The organism is Enterococcus olivae, assembly GCF_053760925.1.
Map to the genome: position 1 here is coordinate 69382 of NZ_JBSMVT010000008.1, position 20761 is coordinate 90142.

The following is a 20761-nucleotide window of genomic DNA, read 5'->3' on the forward strand; positions in this document are numbered from 1 at the left end:
ATTTGATTGCTCAAAAAATGACATTTTTTCACAACTAATTTTCAAAAGGGCATTTTCGTCATCTCGCTATGTCCTGTAAAATATGATAGACTAACACTGATTCGACTATTACAGATATATGAAGAATTTAGAAACGAGGATACTATGATTTTATTACAAGCCAACCAGATTGCTCGCCTTTTTGGAGCAGAGGTTCTTTTTGAAAATATTCAGTTGGAGATCAGCAGCAAAGCCCGTATTGGACTTGTTGGACGCAATGGTGCTGGAAAATCAACTTTACTCAAAATAATTGCTGGTATCGAAGCTCCCGATGCCGGTACGATTGCAAAAAATAAAACCGCCTCTCTCGGCTACTTAGCACAGGATACAGGACTGATTTCTGATGCGACTGTTTGGCAAGAGATGTTGGACGCCTTCAAAGAAGTACGTCAAATGGAACAACGTATGCATCAGCTAGAGCTCGACATTAGTGAAGCCGCGCCGGATACAGTTGGTTACGAAGCACTCCTAAAGGAATATGATCGTCTGCAGCATGATTTTTCTGAGCAAAACGGCTATGGATATGAAAATGAGATTCGTTCGGTCCTCCATGGCTTCAAGTTTGATGACTCTTTTTATGAGCAACCGATCGCTACTCTTTCAGGTGGTCAAAAAACCCGCTTGGCACTTGCAAAAATGCTGCTGCAAAGTCCAGACATTCTGATTCTGGATGAACCAACCAACCACTTGGATATCGAAACCCTTGCCTGGTTGGAAGGCTACCTACAAAATTACTCTGGCGCTCTTTTAATCGTCTCTCATGACCGTTATTTCTTAGACAAAGTTGTCACAGAGATCTATGAAATCAGCCGAAGAAAAATGCGCCATTACAAAGGAAACTACAGCCGCTACTTAGATTTAAAAGCTGAACAGTTGACCAGTGACTGGAAAGCGTACGAAAAACAACAAACTGAGATCAATAAGCTGGAGGATTTTGTAGCCCGCAATCTAGTCCGTGCTTCTACCACTAAACGAGCACAAAGTCGTAGAAAACAGCTAGAAAAAATGGATCGCTTAGATCGCCCTCAAGGCGACGAAAAGTCCGCTCATTTCTTGTTTGACATTGCCAAAGAATCAGGAAATATCGTACTTCAATTAGAGGATGCTGCGATCGGTTATACATCGGATGAAGTCTTGTCTGAACCGGTCGACTTAGATATACGTCGGAAAGATGCCATCGCCCTTGTCGGTCCAAACGGTATCGGCAAATCGACTTTATTGAAATCGATCATTGGCGAGCTACCCTTTCTCCGTGGGAAGGCACAATTGGGAACCAATGTCTCGATCGGCTATTACGATCAGGGACAAGCGACTCTCAACAATAGAAAAACGATTTTACAAGAATTATGGGACGCTCATCCGACAACTCCGGAAGTCGAGATCCGCAACATACTGGGCGGTTTTCTTTTTTCAGGAGAAGATGTCGAAAAACCGATCACTCTTTTGAGCGGTGGTGAAAAAGCACGTGTGGCTCTGGCTAAACTGGCAATGAATCGCGAAAATTTCTTGATTCTTGATGAGCCAACCAACCATTTGGACATCGACAACAAAGAAGTATTGGAGAACGCACTGATCGATTATGAAGGCACCCTTTTTTTCGTCTCACATGACCGCTATTTCATCAATCGAATCGCAACAAAGGTCATTGAACTGTCTGAAAACGGAAGTAAATTGTACCTTGGAGATTACGATTACTATTTGGAAAAGAAACAGGAGGAAGCTGAACTTGCTCTGCTCTTGGAAGAAAAAGAAGAGATCGCTTCCGTTTCGCAAGGAAAACAATCTTTCCAGCAAAGCAAAGAACAGCAAAAAATCCTGCGAAATCTGCAACGAAAAATCGAAAAAATCGAGGAAGAGCTAGCCCTACTTGAAACCAACATTGCGACTTCTGAGCTCCAAATGACTGAACCAGAAATATTGAACGATCATATTAAATTAAACGAACTAAATCAAACCATTGAAGAGGCGCAAGACAAACAACTACAGCTGATGGAAGAATGGGAAACACTCAGTCTTGAACTAGAAGAAAAAAGTTGATACGACTCTTCCTTCTCAAGACGGATGCGCATCTACTCAAGATGTGCTTCAATAGAAACAAGAAAAAGAGTCAGGGGGAGTACTGATGAAAAAGAAACAAATCAATTGGAAATTTATCCTCTTAGGAATAATTTTGATCTTTATCGGGATCACCAGCTTCAACATAAAAAATGTCGCAAGCAATGAACCCGAATACTGGGAAGAAGATACTGACTACTACTACTATGGAGACGAGGGACCTCTCACTGAGTTTTCCTATCGTGCGACAGAACAATTGATTGCAGAAGGGATTAACGTTCCTCTCTATCTACAGACAGATGAACGCTGGGAATTTGAAGAAATCGATTATAACCTAGAATTGATAATGGGAGAAGCCGGTAGCGGATTTACTTCTATGATGATGCTGCAAGCTTATTTACAAAATATTGATTACGACTATTTTGAATTTTATGACTGGGTCTATGACGACTATTTTACAGCTGATCAAAATTTGAAATGGAAATTTTTCAAAAATGCTGCTGCGGATAATGGCTTCTCCATCCAAAGTTTAGGAGATAATTTTGATCGCGCTCAAGAATTCCTAGAAGCAGGTGAACCTGTCATTGCTTCGTTCAAACCAAATACCTTCGAAGTCAATGAGCATTTTGCTGTTCTCGTTCAAGCGACTGATAGAACTTTACATGTGCTTGACCCATTGGATTCACCTGAAAAAGAACACTATCAAATAGATTATTCGCCAGATGAACTGGCAGATCAAATCCAAAATTACTGGGCTGCTGAATAAAAGTAGCTCTTTTTTTATTTACATCTACCTCACATGAATTTGTAATCCCTTTTATTTTAATTTATACTTATGATAGATGAAAAAAATTGGAGTGATTGGTATGAAAATCGGAATACCCAAAGAAATCAAGAACAATGAAAACCGTGTCGCATTGCCCCCTTCTGGTGTCTATGAATTGGTCCAGGAAGGTCACGTCGTTATGGTAGAAACTAATGCTGGTTATGGCTCTGCCATTACCGATGAACAGTACGAGCGTGCTGGAGCAACGATCGTCGAAACAGCAGCAGAGGTTTGGTCCGCAGAGATGGTCGTCAAAGTCAAAGAACCTTTAGAAGAAGAGTATGTGTATTTCCGCGAAGATCTCCTGTTGTTCACCTACTTACATCTAGCAGCAAACAAACCCGTCGCTGAGGCTCTGTTAAAAGCCAAAGTCAATACCGTTGCTTATGAAAATGTCCAACTTGATAATGGGAGCTTGCCTCTACTGGCACCGATGAGCGAGATCGCTGGCAGAATGGCTGCGCAGATCGGCGCAGAGTTTTTGGAGAGCCCTAAAGGTGGCAAAGGTATTCTGTTGGCAGGAGTTCCTGGTGTTCGTAAAGGAAATGTCGTTGTTATCGGTGGTGGTGTTGCTGGAACGAACGCTGCCCACATCGCTTACGGTCTGGGAGCAAATGTGACGATTCTAGATGTAAACATCAACCGTTTGAAAGAATTGGATGCTCAATTCAATGGCGGAATCCAAACACTCCAGTCTAATGTCTTTAATATTCATGAACAAGTCAAAAAGGCTGATTTAGTGATTGGTGCCGTCTTGCTTCCAGGAAGAAAAGCTCCAACACTGGTTACTCGAGAAATGGTTCGTGACATGTCCGATCATTCAGTAATCGTTGATATCGCTATCGATCAAGGCGGGATCTTTGAGACTGGATCTAAAACAACTACGCATGATGATCCAACTTATGTCGAAGAAGGGGTCATTCACTATGCCGTAGCCAATATGCCGGGAGCCGTCGCTCAAACAGCTACTCATGCGCTAAGCAATGCCACACTGCCTTTCGCTAAAAAACTGGCTTCTGCGTCTCTTGAACAGGTACTTAAAGACGATTCCTCTTTGTATCGTGGTGTTAATACTTACAAAGGCTACATGATCCATTCTGCGGTTGCTGGCGATTTGGATATTGCGCAAACCAATCTAAACAGTTTAATTTAAACAAAAAGATGAGACAAACAGAAATGTTCGTCTCATCTTTTTTATACTATTTTTTCAAGCATCTACTTATGCATAATACTGAATAACATCATTTAGAGCTTTAGCTGCTCCAATCCCATTTTTATCATAATAAGCGGTGAAACGCTCGTCTCCCACATACATTTGTCCTAAGCCTTTGTGAGCATCTGCCGAATATTTCGGCCATGAAAACGTCAACCATTTCTTGTGCAGTTCATAAATTGCTCGTGCCGTATCGCTTTCTATGTCCGGATCAATCAAATAGGCTTCGATCTTGGCAAACATTTCTTTCTCGGTAGCTGCCATTTCCTGCATTTCTTCCTCTGTTAGATTCAGGTATTTTTGATTGGATTTTTCAATCGTTTCTTTCCCATATTTCTCACGGATTTCTTCACCGTAACGATTTTCGTTTTCTGTTACTTTTTGTTGTTTGAATGCCTCAAATTTTTCTTTGTCAGACATGTTAATCTCTCCTTTGTAATGTTTCATTGTTTGTTGAACGGTTGCCAGTAATCGATCGATCTCATTTCTTTTGGCTAGTAGCTGCTGTTGATGCTTGAGCAGCGCTTGTTCAACGTCAAAGTCCGGATTGTCTAAAATGGCTTTGATCTCCTCCAACTTCAGATCCAATTCTCGATAAAACAAGATCTGTTGCAGCCGATCGACTTCCTTTTGACCATAAATACGGTAGCCGGACGAACTAACTCGTGCTGGTTGCAGTAAATCGATCTCGTCATAGTACCGCAGCGTCCGTGCACTGACACCAGATAATTGAGCGATTTTTTTGATCGTGTATTCCATTTATTCCCCTCCTGACATCCTTATCATAAACCTTTTCGTTACGTGAAGGTCAAGCAAAAAATAAAACCTTTTTTCAATAATTGAAATTCTTGCTTTTTATTCGGGATTTCAAGCTTTTCTTTTCGAAGAAACTTTCCATTTAAAGAAAAATTTTGTATCCTTAAGATAAATGAATCTGTAAAGGAGAAAAAACATGCATCTCGCTCAGTACCTCATGGAATATTTAGCCCCTTTTTTTGAAGTTATTGTTTTGCTTTTAAATGTTTTGTCTATTTTGATTCTGGTCTGGGGTGTTCTTTTGGCTACGATCGACCTTGTGCGATCTGAGACTAGACATCGCAGTCGACTAAAAACTGCGAAGCGAATGAATATTATCAAAAATTTTCTTGGCAGCTATATTTTATTAAGCTTAGAAATTTTGATTGCCGCTGATATCATCGAGTCGATCATCTACCCAACTTTCCAAGATATCGTCAAACTCGCTGCACTAGTCGTGATCCGAACCGTCATCTCTCACTTCCTCCACGAGGAAATCAAGGACTACATCAGTCATGGCGCATTAAAAGACAAATAAAGAAGGGGCGAGCGCCCCTTCTTTATTTGTAATAGCTTCGTCAATCCTTTCAAAACACATCTCCCGTTCTCTGATACCTTCCGGGATAGGTCTATTCACTCCAATCAACGATCATTTGCTCAAAGATGTCGATTCTTTTTTGTCGATCGTGCATTATAATGCTCTTTCACTGTCTGATTATAAGTCTCCAATTTTTGTGACAAACGTGGCTTCGCTTCTGGTCCCTGATCTGGATGTAAACCAAAGTGCTTTATCCAGAGAATTGCGTTCATTGAATCTTGACTTCAAATTTACGACTAAAGGAAAATCCTCTTTCTCGTCTTGGTTGCATTTAGGCAATCTGTGACAAGAAAGAGGCTTCGAAATTATTTAAAGAACTGTTTCATCTATGAAACGATAACCAGTGGGGAGGTAAAATCCTTGTTCTACTGCTGTAGGAATAGATGAACTGTTTTCCTCTTTTCCTCTGTAATCTAGGGCAGTCTTATTTCTTAGAAAACCTGTTCGATTATAAAATCCTACAGCACCAGGATGAGTGTGAAGAAATGGATTTAGCCCATCTTTTAGGATCTCTTCGCATAATGTTACGGTCACTTGCCAACCAATTCCATGACCCTGATATTCAGGATCGACAGCCACATTCTGAACATACGCTTCTTCCAACCTGTCCGTAATAGCTCTGGCTACGCCAACAAGTCGGTCTCCATCATAAGCGAAGGATACATATTGACTGTTTTCAAAAAGTTGTTTTGTTTTCGCTACTTCTTCCACATCTAAATCTTGGAGCTGTTCTTCACCAAAGGCACGTCTGATGATTTCATTAACACGTTGATAATCCACAGCCTTTCTACTTGTATGATAAGAAAGAGCAACCTTTCTTTTCTTTTTTGGTAGGTGACGTGGTGCAAAAGGGAACTCCACTTCATAAAATTCATTTTCAAAACGATAACCTACAGGGAGAAAATATTCAGTTGATCGGCTCTCGTTTTGTTCAAATCCAACATAGGTAAATGCTGTTTTGGTTCTCTGAAAACCATTCTGTTCATAGAATGCTATCGTTCCAGGAACAGCATTCGTGAAAATATGCTGTCCCTTCAATTGTTTGATCAGACGTGACAGGATCTCTTTTTTTACTTCAGTATCCTCGTACTCTTTGAGGACACCAAAGTCATAGATCACTGCCCAATCACCATCTGAGATCGCACGAATCACTCCAATCAATTGGCTATTATCAAAAGCAAATACAACATTTTGACTGTTTTCAAAAACAGTTTGTGTATAGAAAACGTCTCTGGTTTTTTTGCTTTCAAAAATTTTTCCAAGCACTGTATTTAATTGGATATAATCAATAGTTTCAATACTTTCTTCGTAAGAAATAATCATGATTTTTCCGCCTTAGTTCTTCAATTTTCCTTTTAATGGATTAATCGCTGGATCTGTTGATAATTCAAAATGCCAATCCGCTCTTTCTGTCTGATCTGAAGAATTCCATTTTGATTGAGAAATCAGTGTTTGATACTCTTCTACCGTTTCTCCCTCTGGATGTCTCAAGTAGATGTTTTCGGGATCTGAAGAAAGTACTTTTCTTGAACCATCTGAAGCCAACCACGTATCAAAATCACGGAGTCCAACTTTTTCTAAATAGCTTATCCAGCCAGTTGCGTCTTTAGGTTTCTTAGGAATATTGGTGTAGCGTTTAAATTCGGGGATATTAAAGAGTTCTTTTACATAGCCCCAGATATTCTTATAGGCAGAAATTTTCTTTAGCTGTGGACCTACATAGACATAAAAATCGGTTTCCCATTTAATCAAAGTCACATAAGCACGAATATCAGAGTCAGTGATATAATCGCCAAACAAGAACCGATTTGTTGCTAAGCGCTCATCTAGTTTTTCCAATGCTGCATGAAAGTCGACTTGTGATTCGTCATAGATCTCAGGAACATTGGTGAAAGCTTGACGATAATGTCCATTATTGACATGAGGAAAAAGCCAATCGTTAAATTCATCAATTTCCTTGCGATAGTTAACGGGATAAAGATCTGGTGCATCAGTAGGCTGAAATTTTCGGAAAGCCACTTCAATATGGTTCGTTAGTCTGTGATAATCACTCGAGACGGCTTTCTTTTCCGGAATGTTAGCAAAAGTTGGCGTGGTAGAACGTCCTTTGTAATCTGGATCTGCATTCTTGTATAATTCTGATAAAAAATATACGCCAGTATGAGGGTCTTTAAAATCAGTTTCTTCTGGGAATCCCCATCCATAAACACTTTTTTCGCCGACATGTGCTACCTGATAATCTTTTATAACGTCTTGCAATCCTAATATATCCCTGGCAATCACTGGACGATTTGACCAATTACATCCTGGCGCCCAATAGATGATGTATTTGTCTTTCTCTGCCTCTTCTAAAGTAATCGCATCCGTAAAATAATTAGGTTGTCTGACAAAAGCTCCTTGTTCATCCTGTTCAGAGACAGTTTCAAGACCTCTTGGTCTTATGCCAGCTTCCTTAGCAAAATAGGTTGCTAGTTCATCAGTGTACTTTATTTTTTCTGTATTTTCCTCTGCGATTTCTTTTTTAGTTGTCATTGAACTCTCTCCTTGTAGTCATTAGTTATTTTTTATTAAATTCTTCAATCTGTTAACCATGCTAACCTTCATAAATTTTGGTAAATAGCTTCTCCTTAAATCACCTGTCTCTGTTTTGTCTCAATTTCATGATTGGCAAGAATATCCATTTTTTGAAAGAATTGGATCGTTCGCTTATGCTTCGGATAATTAAATACTTCTTGAGGAGAACCGTCCTCCACAATATGTCCGCCGTCCAGGAAAAGAACACGATTTGATACCTTGCGGATAAAATTCATTTCATGCGAGACAAGAAGCATGGTATATCCTTTGTCCGCAATTTCTTTGATCACTTTCAGTACTTCACTAATTAGCTCTGGGTCTAATGACGAAGTAGGTTCATCTAACAAAATGACATCTGGACGCATCACAAGCGTTCTTGCGATGGCTACTCTCTGTTGCTGTCCCCCTGATAAATGCTTAGGATAATGATTTCTCCATTTTGCTACGCCAACCTGTGCTAATGCCTCAAGGGCTAGTTTCTCCGCTTCTTCTTTACTTTTTCTTTGTACAGTGATCAGACCTTCCATCACATTTTGAAGTGCTGTCTTATGTTTCAACAGATTAAACCGTTGAAAGACCATTCCGGTTCTACTTCGGAGCTCAAACACTTTTTTTCGGTCCGCGCTTTTTAAAGGAAATTCTAGCGATATATCATCCAGAAGTATTTTCCCTTCCTCAGGTTTTTCCAACAAATTGATCGTCCGAAGTAAGGTTGACTTTCCTGTTCCAGAAGGGCCAATAATTCCGATAACATCTCCTTTTTTGACTTCAAGATCAATTTTGTCTAACACAACATTGCCTTCATACTCCTTAGATAATCCTTCAATTTTTAGCATCCCTTCATCTCACCTCTTCTTTAACTAACGCCGGAGCTTTTTCCGGAATTCTAATTTTTTCCTCTACGACCTTCTGGATTCTTTCCAAAACAAATGTGAGAACCCAATAGATAAGGGCTAATGCTACATATCCTTCTAAATACCGATAGTCTCTTCCTGAAAGTATCGCATTTTGATAAGTGATTTCTACCACTCCAGCAGCAGATGCAAGAGACGTTCCCTTCATTAATCCTATAAAGGAATTGATCAATCCCGGAACAGCAATCTCCAATGCTGAAGGGATAATCACTCTTTGGAGGATCTGTCCGTAGTTCATTCCCATTGCTGTTGCGGCTTCTATTTCATCACGGTCTACTGCTTGAATAGCTGCCCGTATCGTTTCAGATGTAAATGCAGATTCGTAAATACCTAGGGCAATAAAGGCATATACCACTCCCGGAATAGTTGTAATATTAGATTGTGGATTGATCATTCGCAAAATGGCGGGAATCCCATAATAAGAAATATATAACTGAATGATCAACGGTGTTCCCCGTATCAAAGACAAATACACATAAGCAATCTGATTTAAAATTTTTATTTGCTTCACTCGCACAATCGCAATCAAAAGTCCTAAAAACAAAGCGATTAACATGGATGCAACAGTAAGTTCCAATGTTATTGGCAAATATCTTATCAGTTTTGGTATTCTTTCAAACACCAGTTCAAAATTAAAATAATCCGAAAATCTAGCCGTCATAACCTTTCCCTCCAAACGATTCTTTCTAGTTTATATAGTTGAAATCACTCTCGTCTGGAACGACACTGGCTGATGAACCAATATACTGATCAGAAAGTTGCTGTAGCGTACCATTTTGATACAGCTCATAAATTCCTTCTGAAAACAACTCTTGATACTCTTTTCCATGTGGGGATGTCTTCCCAAAAAGAAGATGGGACGTGGTACTTTCTGTGATATTCGCAGTTTCTTCCTCTGAAAGCTCCGTCGTTTCAATTTGTTCAAATAGTTCTGGATAGGCTTCTTCATAGGCAACTAATACTGGATTATCATGAATCTCTGCATACCCACCAGCACCAATCTTCTGAAATTTCGCAGAAAGATCTTCTGACGTATACTCGATTTCAATTTGCTTGTCTGGATTATTCTCATTCCATCTTTCTATTGCATTTGTCGTATTCCCTCCTGCTCCTCCAAAAATAACAAGATCTGACTTAGCCAGTTCCTCAAAAGAATGAATAGGCTTGCCTTTCTCAGTAAGAATCGAATATCTAGATTTAGTATACGGATAAGAAAAATAGTAACTGTTTGCTCGATCTTCGTTGTAACTCCAATTATTTACAGTAAAGTCTACAACTCCCTGCTGTGCATCTATCAGTGCACTTTCACTTACCTGAAGATCAAGCTCATACTCTGCAAAGGAATCAAGTTCAAACAATGCATTTAATACTGCTACATCATAGCCATCCAATGTTTCATCATCATTTGTAACAATAAATGGTGCAGGTAATCCCATAGTTTCTGCCTTGATGACTGTCTTGCCTGATTCGTTCGTATCTACACTTCCTGATGCTTCACTCTCTTGAGATCCACAACTTGCAAGAATTGTCAGTCCAAATCCTGTAATTGCTGTTAATACGGCTAGTTTTCTCATGTTTTTTTTCATCATTTTTACCTCTTTCTTCACTGTTATAGTATTTATGACCGTTTTTATTGGTAACGTGTGTAAGGATCACCACACTACTTGCTTCTAAACATTTATACTTAGCTATATATCAATAGAGTCAATTTCAATACAGTGCTCATTCAAACCATCTTGTAACAAAGCCAGCGTTTTTCCAAGATACCAGTTGTCAAATTGGTGATACGCCTCATTATTTAATTGGAGTCTTTCTACACTATGGTTAGAATCTTTGAATCTATCAAACCTTGGCTGATGAGTTGGAACCACTCTGTTTTTTGTTTCATCCACAGTTTGTTCTTCTTGAAAATGGCTGGTTTCAACTTTATTCTCCTTCATTTGGCTGTTCTCCTTTACTGTTGTATTTACATGATGTATTTCTGTTCATTCTCTAAAAAAAATGTCACTTAAAAAATAATGATTGCTCTTAAAATAAATTGAAAGTCTGTTCCTACGTCTATTACATACAGTCACTAACGATGTACGAGTATTAAATAAAATCGTTTTTCGGTTTCTCTCCTTTCTTGTAGGCTTTAACGACAACATTTACTGAAACCAATAAAAAAATCCTCAGAAGAATAGTCTCTTTCAAGGATGTATTGGTTTATACATGTTACCACCTATATTCATGCTGACCTCACAATCAACACCTTATCAAGTACAAAAATCTATACTTGTGCCTTTTTAACGGGGGCATCCGTTTCCAACTTATCTTTCGATTCACCGGAACCACTCAAAAGCCATTTTCACTTCTTCTCTTAAACGTCCTTTTTCAGCTACTAGGACTCTCTGTTTGTAAAAGAAAAAGAAGCTACTTTCTTTATCAACGTGTTTTGTATTTCTAAGTTGAATGCATCGTAACAAATTCACAATTGTCCGTCAATCATCTAAAAAATAGGATTCTACTTTTCGTTCTTATGATAGAAATATTCTATCTTGCTTAAATTCTTATATTCACTAAGTTTTCTTTTCCTTTTTATAGTAAAGAAACAAATTAAAAAAAATGATATATAATAAATGAATCACAAAAGAAACATTACCAATCAAATCAGCCATAAACTCTTTTAAATAAATTTCTAGGAGCATCTACATTCTTTTGAATTATAACTATTTCCTAAATTTCATCGGTATCATCTGAATAATCCCATTCGTCAAGTGAAGGACCTTTCGGCAAGCGATTGTATTCATTGCCAAAGAGTTTACGTAAATGTAGTGAACGATAGTAAGAGTCTTTAATAAACTCAAAATCCGTTGACTCTCGAAATGCTGGAATCTGGTACAGTCGTCGCGCATATGCCCATAAATGAGGATAATCTTTAATTCGTCGCTTATTTGCTCTAAAGAGTTGATAATAAACCAAATCAAAACGAACCAACGTTGGATACAGACGAACATCCACATCTGTCAATTGGTCGCCAAAGAAATATTTTTTATCACTCAGATGCTGCTCAAGTTCATCCAATCTAGCAAACAAACGATCGTACGCTTTCTCATAAGCTTCCTGAGTATGAGCAAAACCAACATCATACACACCTGCATTGATTTCTTCATAAATAATTTTCGTCCAACGATTAATTTCTGCTTGATGCTCTTCTGGATACAAATCAGGAGCATCTGGTTTATGATATGCTTTCCAAGCTGTTTCTAATTGAATCGTCAACCAGATATGATCATTGTTAACGGCTTTCTTTGTTTCAATGTCTACAATGACTGGAACAGTCGGTCGTCCTTTATAAGTAGGATCGGCATTGAGGTAGACTTCACCAATGCTTTTAACTCCTAATACTGAATCTTTTCCGTCTGGATCATTACTGAATACCCACGAATGAGGATCAGGTGTACGATAAGGACCTGTGGCACCTAGGCTGATAACTGAATCGAGACCTAATAGCTTTCTAACAATCACCACCTTGTGGGCATGTGGACACGCTGGCATCCACAAAAGTCGATATTTATTGGGAAGTACTTTAAGTTCTCCGGGTTTGTCTCCAAAAGGTTGATCAAATAAACTTTTCTGAAATCTTACACTGCCATCGTTATTTATTTCGTTTTTGAATGTAACAAATTTTTTAAAACTCAAACGCTTCACCCGCTTTTTTAAATTGTTTGTCCTGTATTTTTTAACGCACTTCTAGCTGAATCTTCCTCGATCATGTGGTTCGTTCCAAATCGAAACATCCGGTCCTTTCGCTAAAATTTGCAAAGGATTCGTTGAGGGATCTCCTAGCTGATAGCCTTTTTTTATGGATTCAAAATCAGTCGTATCACCAAAACCTTTTGTTTGATATAAATCTTTAGCATAGTTCCAAATATTCGGAAAATCTATGATTCGATTGCGATTGGTACGAAAAACTGAATAATACGCTACATCAAACCGCACCAAAGTCACATAAAAACGAATATCCGCATCTGTAAGTTGATTTCCAAACAAGTAACGTTGGTTCGCTAAACGTTTCTCTAAACTATCCAAACGATTGAACAAAATATCATAGGCTTCCTCATAAACTTTCTGTGAATGAGCAAAACCAGCCTTGTAGACTCCGTTGTTGACTTCATGGAATAAGACATCATTGAAGGCATCGATTTCTTCTCGCAAAGCTTCTGGATAAAGATCCGGTGCTCCTTTTTTATGGAAGGGTTGAAAAGCAGTTTCCAAGTAGTTTGTTAAATGAAAATAGTCGTTATTGACAACTTTTCTTTCTATAATATCAACAACAGTGGGAACTGTTGCCCGCCCCATATATTTTGGATCCGTTTCAGCATAAATCTCTGTCAAATAGCCTATCTTTAAAACTGGATCAACCCCCTCTTCATTTAATGAAAAATCCCAGCCTTTTTCTGTACGAATCGGAGAAGCTGTACCAACACTAAATACATTTTTTAAACCTAATAATTCTCTAGCAATGATTGCTCGATGTGCCCATGGACAAATCTTTGCCCATAAAATACGATAACGTCCTGCTTCGACTGGTAGTTCTCCTTCTTGATTGCCAAATGGTGTATCAAAACGATTTTTTTGACGAACAAATGCTCCAGTTGAACTGATTTCATGAATATTTTCTGAAGTAGCAATATTTTTAGTCCTCTTTTTTTCAGTCATTGTCATTTCACGCTTTCCTTATTTTTCTTTGTATAAATAATTCGCTTTCCAACAAGTCGCTTCACTACAATTGAAATCAATAGTTACTCAAAACCCTCATCTTTTACGAAAATTTTTCTTCTCGATCATGCGCTTTATTCCAAAGAGATACATCTGGTCCTTTAGGCAAGATTTTTGATTTTGTTTCTTCTGTAATATGCAACGATAAAAAATAGTGTTTCTTAATTGCTTCAAAATCTGTTGTATCGCCAAAGCCGGGGGTCTGATATAAATCTCTCGTATATGACCAGAGATTTGGGTAATCAATCAGTCTCTTTTTATTGACATGAAAAGCTGCATAATAAGCCGCATCAAAACGCACAAGCGTCACATACAAGCGAATATCACTATCCGTTATTTGCGAACCGTGAAGATAACGTTGCTTAGACAAACGTTCCTCCAACCAGTCTAAACGATTGAATACCAGTTCGTAAGTAGCTTCATAAGATGCCTGAGACTGAGCGAAACCTGCTTTGTAGACCCCATTGTTGATTTCATGGAAAATCACCTCATTCAAACTGCGAATGTCTGACTCTAACGCTTTAGGAAATAGGTCAGGTGCATCAACACAATGAAATTTTTTCCACTCTCTTTCAAGATAATAAGTCAAGTTATGGTAATCGTTTTGAACAATCTTTTTAGACTGAATATCTATTATTGCTGGAACTGTAGGTCTACCAGAATAATTAGGGTCACTATTTTTATATAATTCACTTAAATAGTGCACCTGTAAGACTGGGTCTCTCTGATCTTCATCCAATGTAAAAGCCCAGTCAATTCTACCAATTCCAGTAGGTCGGATGGGGTCTAGCGTTCCCAAACTAATCACATATTCTAATCCAAGAAGCTTCCGGACAATGACTATCCGATGAGCCCATGGACAAACTGGCGCCCAAATCAAACGATATTTATGAGGGGTAATCGGTAATTCCTCTGATTTTTCTCCAAATGGAGTGGTAAATTGATTGTTTTGACGAATAAATCGCCCATCTGTTCTAAGTTCTTTGTTAATAGTATTTTCCTCCTTGTTAATAGGACCATTTAATGGTTTTTCTTTCGATCCAGCGAATGATTGAAAAAAGGATTGTCACAAAAATTCCAATAAAAATAATTCCAGCAATCACCTTTGTATAATCAGCAAAATCTGAGTACTTTCTTACAAAATAACCCAAGCCTGAACTCGCTCCAAGGAGTTCAGCACCAGTCAGACACATCATTGCAGAGGTAACTGATGTACCTAAGCTACCAATGATATCTGGCAATGTATAGGGAAGAATAACTTTGAAAAGCATCGTGCTGGTGGATACATCCATACTTTTCGCAGAATCAATAATTTTACGATCGACACTTCCTACTCGTCGAATCATATGCAAAAATGTTGGCCAAAAAACCGCTGAAAAAATAATAAAAATAGAAGCAATCTTAAATGTAGGCATAACTGCAACAACATAGGGCGTATAAACTAACGGGGGAATTGGACTAATCACTCGAACAATTGGAATGATTGCTTTTCTAAGTCTATTCAAATAACCAACAAATAGTCCAAAAGAAATCCCTAGTATCAAAGCTAAATTGACTCCCCATAACAGAAGGTTGAGTGAACTAAATAATCCTGACAGCATATCCTGCCAAAGATCAATAAATACATAAAACACTCTTTCTGGAGAAGGAACCAACACCGGGTGACTGATTCCCAATTTTGCTATCACTTCCCATGCTCCTAAAGAAAGATAGATCAGACTAACCACATCGGCATCGGTTGTGCTTTGATCATTCTTCTTAAAATAAAAAAATAGGTAACATCCTTCAATCACACTAATAGCAATGATAAAAGCTAAGGGATTCTCTTCTCCCACTTGAGACGGAAAATAAAGAATCAAAGACAACAGAAACAAAAACAAGAAATTGCCTCTAGTCAAAAGTCGTTTCAAAGAAATCCCTTCCTTTCGTCGGTTTATCATTTTTTTCGTAAAATAAATAAGAAATCTCTTTTCTTAATTGATGATATTCATTTGTAAGCATTAGTTTTTCTCTGACTCTCGGTCTTTCCAAATTGATTGTGATTTCTTTTTTTATATGTCTTGGCTCCATAAAAATAATTCGATCAGCCAACAAAATGGCTTCATCAATATCATGGGTCACAAACACGACCGTCTTCTGCTCCTCCTTTGACAGTTGTGCTACCAATTGTTGAATCTCTTCGCGATGCTTAGGATCGATTGCTCCCAATGGTTCATCCATTAACAAAATAGGCGCATCCATTGCCATTGCCCGAGCAATGGCAACTCGCTGTTGCATTCCGCCAGAAAGCTGGGCAGGATATTTGTCTTTTGCTTCTTGTAAGCCAACTTTCCTTAAATATTTTTCTGCAATTGCTTCTTTTTCATGACGTTTTTTATGCTTTTGACTTTGGTTGATACCAAAAATGACATTTCTTTTTGCTGTCAGCCACGGAAAGAGGGAATAGTGTTGAAAAACAACTGCTCGATCTATTCCCGGTCCTTTGATTGGTTGATTATCAAGGAATGCTTTTCCGTTGCTAGCTGGCAGTAATCCTTCTAAAGTACTTAACAAAGTGCTTTTCCCACATCCTGATGAGCCAAGAATACATACAAATTCTCCTGTTTGAACGGTCAGATTAATATTTTCCAAGGCAGCATGTTTTATGCCGTTTTCTTCATAAACAACTGTTAAATTTTCTATTCTGATTTTACTCATACTTCATCCCTACTTAACTATTGTTCTGATTATAAATTGTCACCAAAGATTGATAGAATGGATTTTCAGGTTCTTTTTGAACCACTCGATTCAAAGCTTGCTTATAAACGTTGGTATCTACATGTTCATTGATATCAACATCCCCATCAAAGTAACCAGCATCTACCAAAGAGCTATAATAGGTGTCTATACCATTTTTATTGGGATCGACAGTCATGATTGTTCGATTTTCAAACAGATATTCATTGACGTATTCTTCTGTTTGATTAGAATAATCCGCTAAAAATTGAATGATTTCTGCTCTATTTGCTTCATCTTCATAATATTCAGAAGCTCGTAGGCTTGCAGTCAGAAAGTTCACAAATGCATCTTCTTTTTCTTCTAATAAGGCTGTCGAAGTGATTTGACGGCAGCAAACATATAGTGGTGCTAGTTCGCCCACTTCATAAACGATTCCTACGCCAAGGTCTTCAAATTTTTTGGCAAATTCTGTTGGAAGAAAACCTAATGTGGCTTCTCCTTTGGCAATTGCCTGAGCAACAGCTACTTGACCATCTACTTCAATTACTTCAATGCTGTCGACATCGATCCCTTTTTCTTTCAATACTTCTCTTCCTGTTACCCATGCAGTATCCGCCCTGACAGTTGCAATTTTAATGTTTTCGTAGGCTGATAAATCCTTGTAGGCATCAATGTCTTCATTTTTAGCAATAATTGCACCACCCTCTGCAGCGGTTCCAGCAAAAATTGTCAAATCAGAGCCATTGGCAATAAAATTCAGCCCCGGTACAATCCCGGTTCCCCATATATCGACTTCTCCTTTGTTAGCACTAATTGAAGTCAATGCTGCTGGCGCATCTGAAATATCTACAAATTCTACATCTACGCCTTCTTCTTCAAAGTAACCCAAATGGTCCGCCAATAAAACGATTGCTGTCCGAATCGTTCCCGGAGTAATACCATATTTCAACGTTTCTATTTCTTGCTTGTCAATCGTTGCCGTTTCCTTATTCTGTGTATTTGAATCCTTTTTCTCCTCCGCTACGTTTGTTGAGCAACCAACTAAAAATACAAGTATCAATACCACTGCTACTAAAATTTCTTTAGCCTTCTTTTTCATCGAATTCCTCCTTATTCATATAAATCTGAAGATAAATAACGTTCTCCATTATCTGCTATTATCACGACAATCGTTTTCCCTCTATTCTCCTTTCTTTTAGCCACCTGTATTGCTGCAAAAAGCGCTGCTCCTGAAGAAATTCCAATTAATACACCCTCTATTCTCCCACATTTTACAGCGGTTTCATAAGCATCTTTGTCAGTAACAGGAATGACTTCATCATAGATTTCTTGATTACAAACTGGTGGGATCATTCCGCCACCTATTCCCTGAATTTTATGAAATCCTGCTTCTCCTCCTGAAAGAACTGGGCAACCAGCAGGCTCTACTGCTACGATTTCAATTGCTGGATTTTTTTCTCTTAGGTACTTTCCAGCTCCAGAAATTGTTCCACCTGTACCGGTAGCTACGATAAAAATATCGATTTTCCCTTCAGTATCTCGCCATATTTCTGGTCCGGTTGTTTGATAATGGGAAGCGGGATTTGCCAAATTAGCACTTTGCTCCGTCTGAAAGATGTTGGGGTATTCTTCTATAATTTCAGCAATTTTTTCTCCTGTTCCTGCCATGTTTTTTTCTCCAGGAGTTAAAACAATTTCTGCCCCATAAGCTTTTAAAATGGCGATGCGCTCTTTACTCATATTATCCGGCATGACAATGATTGACTGATACCCTCTTGCTGCACTGATTGCTGCGATACCAATTCCAGTATTTCCACTTGTTCCTTCAATAACTTTGTCACCTTTAGTCAATCTGTTTGTTTTTTCTGCTTCAGTAATCATTTGTTTAGCAATTCGATCCTTCACACTGCCACTGGGATTAAAAAATTCTAACTTGCCAATGACTTTTGCAGATGTTCCTATTCCTTTGGTTAATTGTCGAAATTCTAAAAGTGGGGTATTTCCTACTAATTCTGTTATATCATTATAAATGTCAATCAAAGACTCTTCTCCTTTTTTGAAAATAACTATCCCTCCCTTTTATGTATAAAAAACATCAATTATCTCTTGGTAGGGTTAGTATGAATCAATATTTATTTTTGAGCTCTCAAACTTTCGTAAAATCTCTTTTTGAATAGAAGAAAAGATAAGAAACAACAATCAATTTACCAGTTAAACTTTCAATTTTCCGGTTAATATTTTCTTGCTTCTCCAAATATCTATATACCTCCAAAGGAATATTGAGTATAAGCGCTGCTTCTTCTTGCGAAATTTGATAGTAGTGTCTAATATCTGATAATACAGTTCCTGCCATTTCACCCCCTCCTTGTACTAATATTCTAGTAAGCAACTATTGTTAAAACCAAAAAAATCCTCAGAAGAATAGTCTCTTCCAAGGATGTATTGGTTTATACATGTTACCACCTATATTCATGCTGACCTCACAATCAACACCTTATCAAGTACAAAAATCTATACTTGTGCCTTTTTAACGGGAGCATCCGTTTCCAACTTATCTTTCGATTCACCGGAACCACTCAAAAGCCATTTTCACTTCTTCTCTTAAACGTCCTTTTTCAGCTACTAGGACTCTCTGTTTGTAAAAGAAAAAGAAGCTACTTTCTTTATCAACGTGTTTTGTATTTCTAAGTTGAATGCATCGTAACAAATTCACAATTGTCCGTCAATCTTAGAAAAGGTTGATTTATTCGCTTTTATACCGATGATACGAATATACTATCACACAAAACAAGCATCTATTAGACTTCATTCGTTTTTTTGTTCACTAATTTAATTGATCTTCGAAACTGTTATATAAAAATTGAATCACTCTAAAACTTTACGAACTAAAGGATCTTGAGGGATATAATCATCCACAGTGAACATGTAGATTGCTCTCTATTTTTCAAAAAAACTTTGTATTAATTTACATGACTTTGCTGGTTGGGTGCTAAAAGCAAACCTTCTTTAGGAATCTCGATATACCGCAATTGATTTTCTTTTTTCATATCCAAAGTGTCTTCCTTATAAACAGCCAGTTCGTTGTGTAGTCGTTAATTGTAACTGTTTGGGTTGATCTGTTTCGGATCAAATGGATCAATGACAAGCTCATTCCCCTGTAATTCATGGATCTTCCTTCCAGATAGAATCATTTCAAACAACCTATTTTCTCAATATAAAATCCAAGCCAGAAGTGCTGCACTTGAAATACTGGTAATGATTTGTCTTCCAGCAATCGAACCTGCAGTTTTCCATCCCAACTCTCTTCCGATCGTAAGAATCGTTACCAGACATGCAGACAAGGTCGAAGCTAAATAGACTAACACGAACAGCTGTGACACAGACAGACTTGCCATCAGGCTTCCTTGACCTTCATTCAAAATAAGTAGGCTGTCTTTTCTGATAAAAGAAAAAATCAGAGCAGGTGCTGTTTCAACAGGTAAAGAGAAAAGCTTCAATAGAGGAAACGCAAACCAATTGAACAGATTCAACAAATCAAGTAATTGTAGCATCGATGCTACGATACAAATAATCAGAAAAATGGGCATCGCCTGAACTAAAAACTGTTTACTCGAGCCAATGATTTTCCACCAGAAGGTTTGCCAGTTGATTCTTTGGATATAAGGCAGTGGTGCAACACGTGCAAGGTCAACTGCTACAGTACGATTCCAGATCCTTGTATGGATCGCTCCAACAAAAAACAGTAAAAAAAGATAGGGAATGAACAGAAAAGGACTCTTCGCTGCATTAAAAATAGAAAGAGTTGCACCAATCTGGTAACTACAAGCTGAACCAAAGGCAATCAAAGAGACACAGGCTGTTCGAGTACAGCTGCTGCATCCTCTACTTTGAAAAACACCTACAACATTACAACCAAAGCCGGTGATCACAGGCAACAGATCTCTTCCTGTCAAGCCAATTTTTCGTAACCATGGATCAAGTGCAGTGGTCAAATGCTCCTGCAGCCCTGTTTCTTCTGTCAGACTCGTCATGATACTAAGTAAAAAAACAACTGGAAATACCCATAAAAAGGAGTACGAGCCTAAAGTGATCAATCCATAATCACCAACCAGAAGATCTTGTACAAAATTAGGAGCCTGCGTCATGGCAATGACAATTGGACTCAGAACAGACTGATCAACGATGGGTTCGATCCATTCTGTGAACAGATAAGTTCCTATCACAGGCAAAGCGAACATCAAAAAAATCATGATACTGGCGCAGAGCGG

At 38.2% G+C, this 20761-nt stretch carries 20 protein-coding genes and 2 other annotated features; of the genes, 4 read left to right on the forward strand and 16 right to left on the reverse strand.

The window, feature by feature from the left end; translation table 11 throughout:
• Positions 1 to 144: 144 nt before the first annotated feature.
• The 3 genes from ACWODM_RS07305 (at position 145) to ald (ending at position 4073) form a co-directional block, all read left to right on the forward strand.
• The gene (locus ACWODM_RS07305; RefSeq protein ID WP_455320717.1) at positions 145 to 2076 is read left to right on the forward strand and encodes an ABC-F family ATP-binding cassette domain-containing protein; all 1932 of its coding nucleotides are present in this window, start codon (positions 145 to 147) and stop codon (positions 2074 to 2076) included.
• 85 nt (positions 2077 to 2161) lie between these two features.
• Positions 2162 to 2860, forward strand: coding sequence for a C39 family peptidase (locus tag ACWODM_RS07310; protein WP_455320718.1), 699 nt, complete (start codon positions 2162 to 2164; stop codon positions 2858 to 2860).
• A gap of 100 nt (positions 2861 to 2960) precedes the next feature.
• Positions 2961 to 4073, forward strand: coding sequence for an alanine dehydrogenase (gene ald / locus ACWODM_RS07315; protein ID WP_455320719.1), 1113 nt, complete (start codon positions 2961 to 2963; stop codon positions 4071 to 4073).
• 66 nt (positions 4074 to 4139) lie between these two features.
• Here the strand turns inward: ald and ACWODM_RS07320 are convergent, their stop codons facing one another.
• The gene (locus ACWODM_RS07320; protein WP_455320720.1) at positions 4140 to 4892 is read right to left on the reverse strand and encodes a MerR family transcriptional regulator; all 753 of its coding nucleotides are present in this window, start codon (positions 4890 to 4892) and stop codon (positions 4140 to 4142) included.
• Positions 4893 to 5085: 193 nt separating this feature from the next.
• Between ACWODM_RS07320 and ACWODM_RS07325 the strand changes: the two genes are divergently transcribed.
• Positions 5086 to 5466, forward strand: coding sequence for a DUF1622 domain-containing protein (locus ACWODM_RS07325; protein ID WP_455320721.1), 381 nt, complete (start codon positions 5086 to 5088; stop codon positions 5464 to 5466).
• Positions 5467 to 5835: 369 nt separating this feature from the next.
• Here ACWODM_RS07325 and ACWODM_RS07330 read toward each other — a convergent pair whose 3' ends face one another.
• The 15 genes from ACWODM_RS07330 to ACWODM_RS07400 all read right to left on the reverse strand — a co-directional run bounded on the left by ACWODM_RS07330 (position 5836) and on the right by ACWODM_RS07400 (position 20743).
• The gene (locus ACWODM_RS07330; RefSeq protein WP_455320722.1) at positions 5836 to 6849 is read right to left on the reverse strand and encodes a GNAT family N-acetyltransferase; all 1014 of its coding nucleotides are present in this window, start codon (positions 6847 to 6849) and stop codon (positions 5836 to 5838) included.
• Between the two features lie 12 nt (positions 6850 to 6861).
• Positions 6862 to 8058, reverse strand: a complete 1197-nt coding sequence (locus ACWODM_RS07335) for a glutathione S-transferase C-terminal domain-containing protein (protein WP_455320723.1) — start codon at positions 8056 to 8058, stop codon at positions 6862 to 6864.
• A gap of 95 nt (positions 8059 to 8153) precedes the next feature.
• Entirely contained in the window at positions 8154 to 8936 is a 783-nt protein-coding gene (locus tag ACWODM_RS07340; protein ID WP_455320724.1) for an amino acid ABC transporter ATP-binding protein, read from the reverse strand.
• Positions 8937 to 8940: 4 nt separating this feature from the next.
• Positions 8941 to 9675, reverse strand: coding sequence for an amino acid ABC transporter permease (locus ACWODM_RS07345; protein WP_455320725.1), 735 nt, complete (start codon positions 9673 to 9675; stop codon positions 8941 to 8943).
• Between the two features lie 25 nt (positions 9676 to 9700).
• A complete protein-coding gene (locus ACWODM_RS07350) occupies positions 9701 to 10600 on the reverse strand; it encodes a transporter substrate-binding domain-containing protein (protein ID WP_455320726.1) in 900 nt (299 codons plus the stop codon).
• 102 nt (positions 10601 to 10702) lie between these two features.
• On the reverse strand, positions 10703 to 10954 hold the full coding sequence (locus ACWODM_RS07355; RefSeq protein ID WP_455320727.1) for a hypothetical protein: 252 nt from the start codon (positions 10952 to 10954) through the stop codon (positions 10703 to 10705).
• Between the two features lie 248 nt (positions 10955 to 11202).
• Positions 11203 to 11451 (reverse strand) — a binding site (T-box leader).
• Between the two features lie 278 nt (positions 11452 to 11729).
• Positions 11730 to 12695: a glutathione S-transferase C-terminal domain-containing protein gene (locus tag ACWODM_RS07360; protein ID WP_455320728.1), complete on the reverse strand. Its 966-nt coding sequence runs from the start codon at positions 12693 to 12695 to the stop codon at positions 11730 to 11732.
• 51 nt (positions 12696 to 12746) lie between these two features.
• Positions 12747 to 13688, reverse strand: a complete 942-nt coding sequence (locus ACWODM_RS07365) for a glutathione S-transferase family protein (RefSeq protein ID WP_455320775.1) — start codon at positions 13686 to 13688, stop codon at positions 12747 to 12749.
• 130 nt (positions 13689 to 13818) lie between these two features.
• Positions 13819 to 14787 carry a glutathione S-transferase family protein gene (locus tag ACWODM_RS07370; protein WP_455320776.1) on the reverse strand — a complete coding sequence of 323 codons (969 nt, stop codon included), beginning with the start codon at positions 14785 to 14787 and terminating at the stop codon, positions 13819 to 13821.
• Positions 14783 to 15685, reverse strand: a complete 903-nt coding sequence (locus ACWODM_RS07375; RefSeq protein ID WP_455320729.1) for an ABC transporter permease — start codon at positions 15683 to 15685, stop codon at positions 14783 to 14785. Before ACWODM_RS07375 ends, ACWODM_RS07370 begins: the two co-directional genes overlap by 5 nt.
• Positions 15666 to 16472, reverse strand: a complete 807-nt coding sequence (locus ACWODM_RS07380) for an ABC transporter ATP-binding protein (protein WP_455320730.1) — start codon at positions 16470 to 16472, stop codon at positions 15666 to 15668. Before ACWODM_RS07380 ends, ACWODM_RS07375 begins: the two co-directional genes overlap by 20 nt.
• Positions 16473 to 16485: 13 nt before the next feature.
• Positions 16486 to 17592, reverse strand: coding sequence for an ABC transporter substrate-binding protein (locus ACWODM_RS07385; protein ID WP_455320731.1), 1107 nt, complete (start codon positions 17590 to 17592; stop codon positions 16486 to 16488).
• A gap of 11 nt (positions 17593 to 17603) precedes the next feature.
• Positions 17604 to 18533 carry a cysteine synthase A gene (cysK, locus tag ACWODM_RS07390; protein ID WP_455320732.1) on the reverse strand — a complete coding sequence of 310 codons (930 nt, stop codon included), beginning with the start codon at positions 18531 to 18533 and terminating at the stop codon, positions 17604 to 17606.
• Between the two features lie 106 nt (positions 18534 to 18639).
• Entirely contained in the window at positions 18640 to 18846 is a 207-nt protein-coding gene (locus ACWODM_RS07395; RefSeq protein WP_455320733.1) for a hypothetical protein, read from the reverse strand.
• A 77-nt stretch (positions 18847 to 18923) separates the two neighbouring features.
• Positions 18924 to 19172, reverse strand: a binding site (T-box leader).
• Between the two features lie 530 nt (positions 19173 to 19702).
• Positions 19703 to 20743, reverse strand: a complete 1041-nt coding sequence (locus tag ACWODM_RS07400; RefSeq protein ID WP_455320734.1) for a nucleoside recognition domain-containing protein — start codon at positions 20741 to 20743, stop codon at positions 19703 to 19705.
• Positions 20744 to 20761 lie beyond the last annotated feature (18 nt).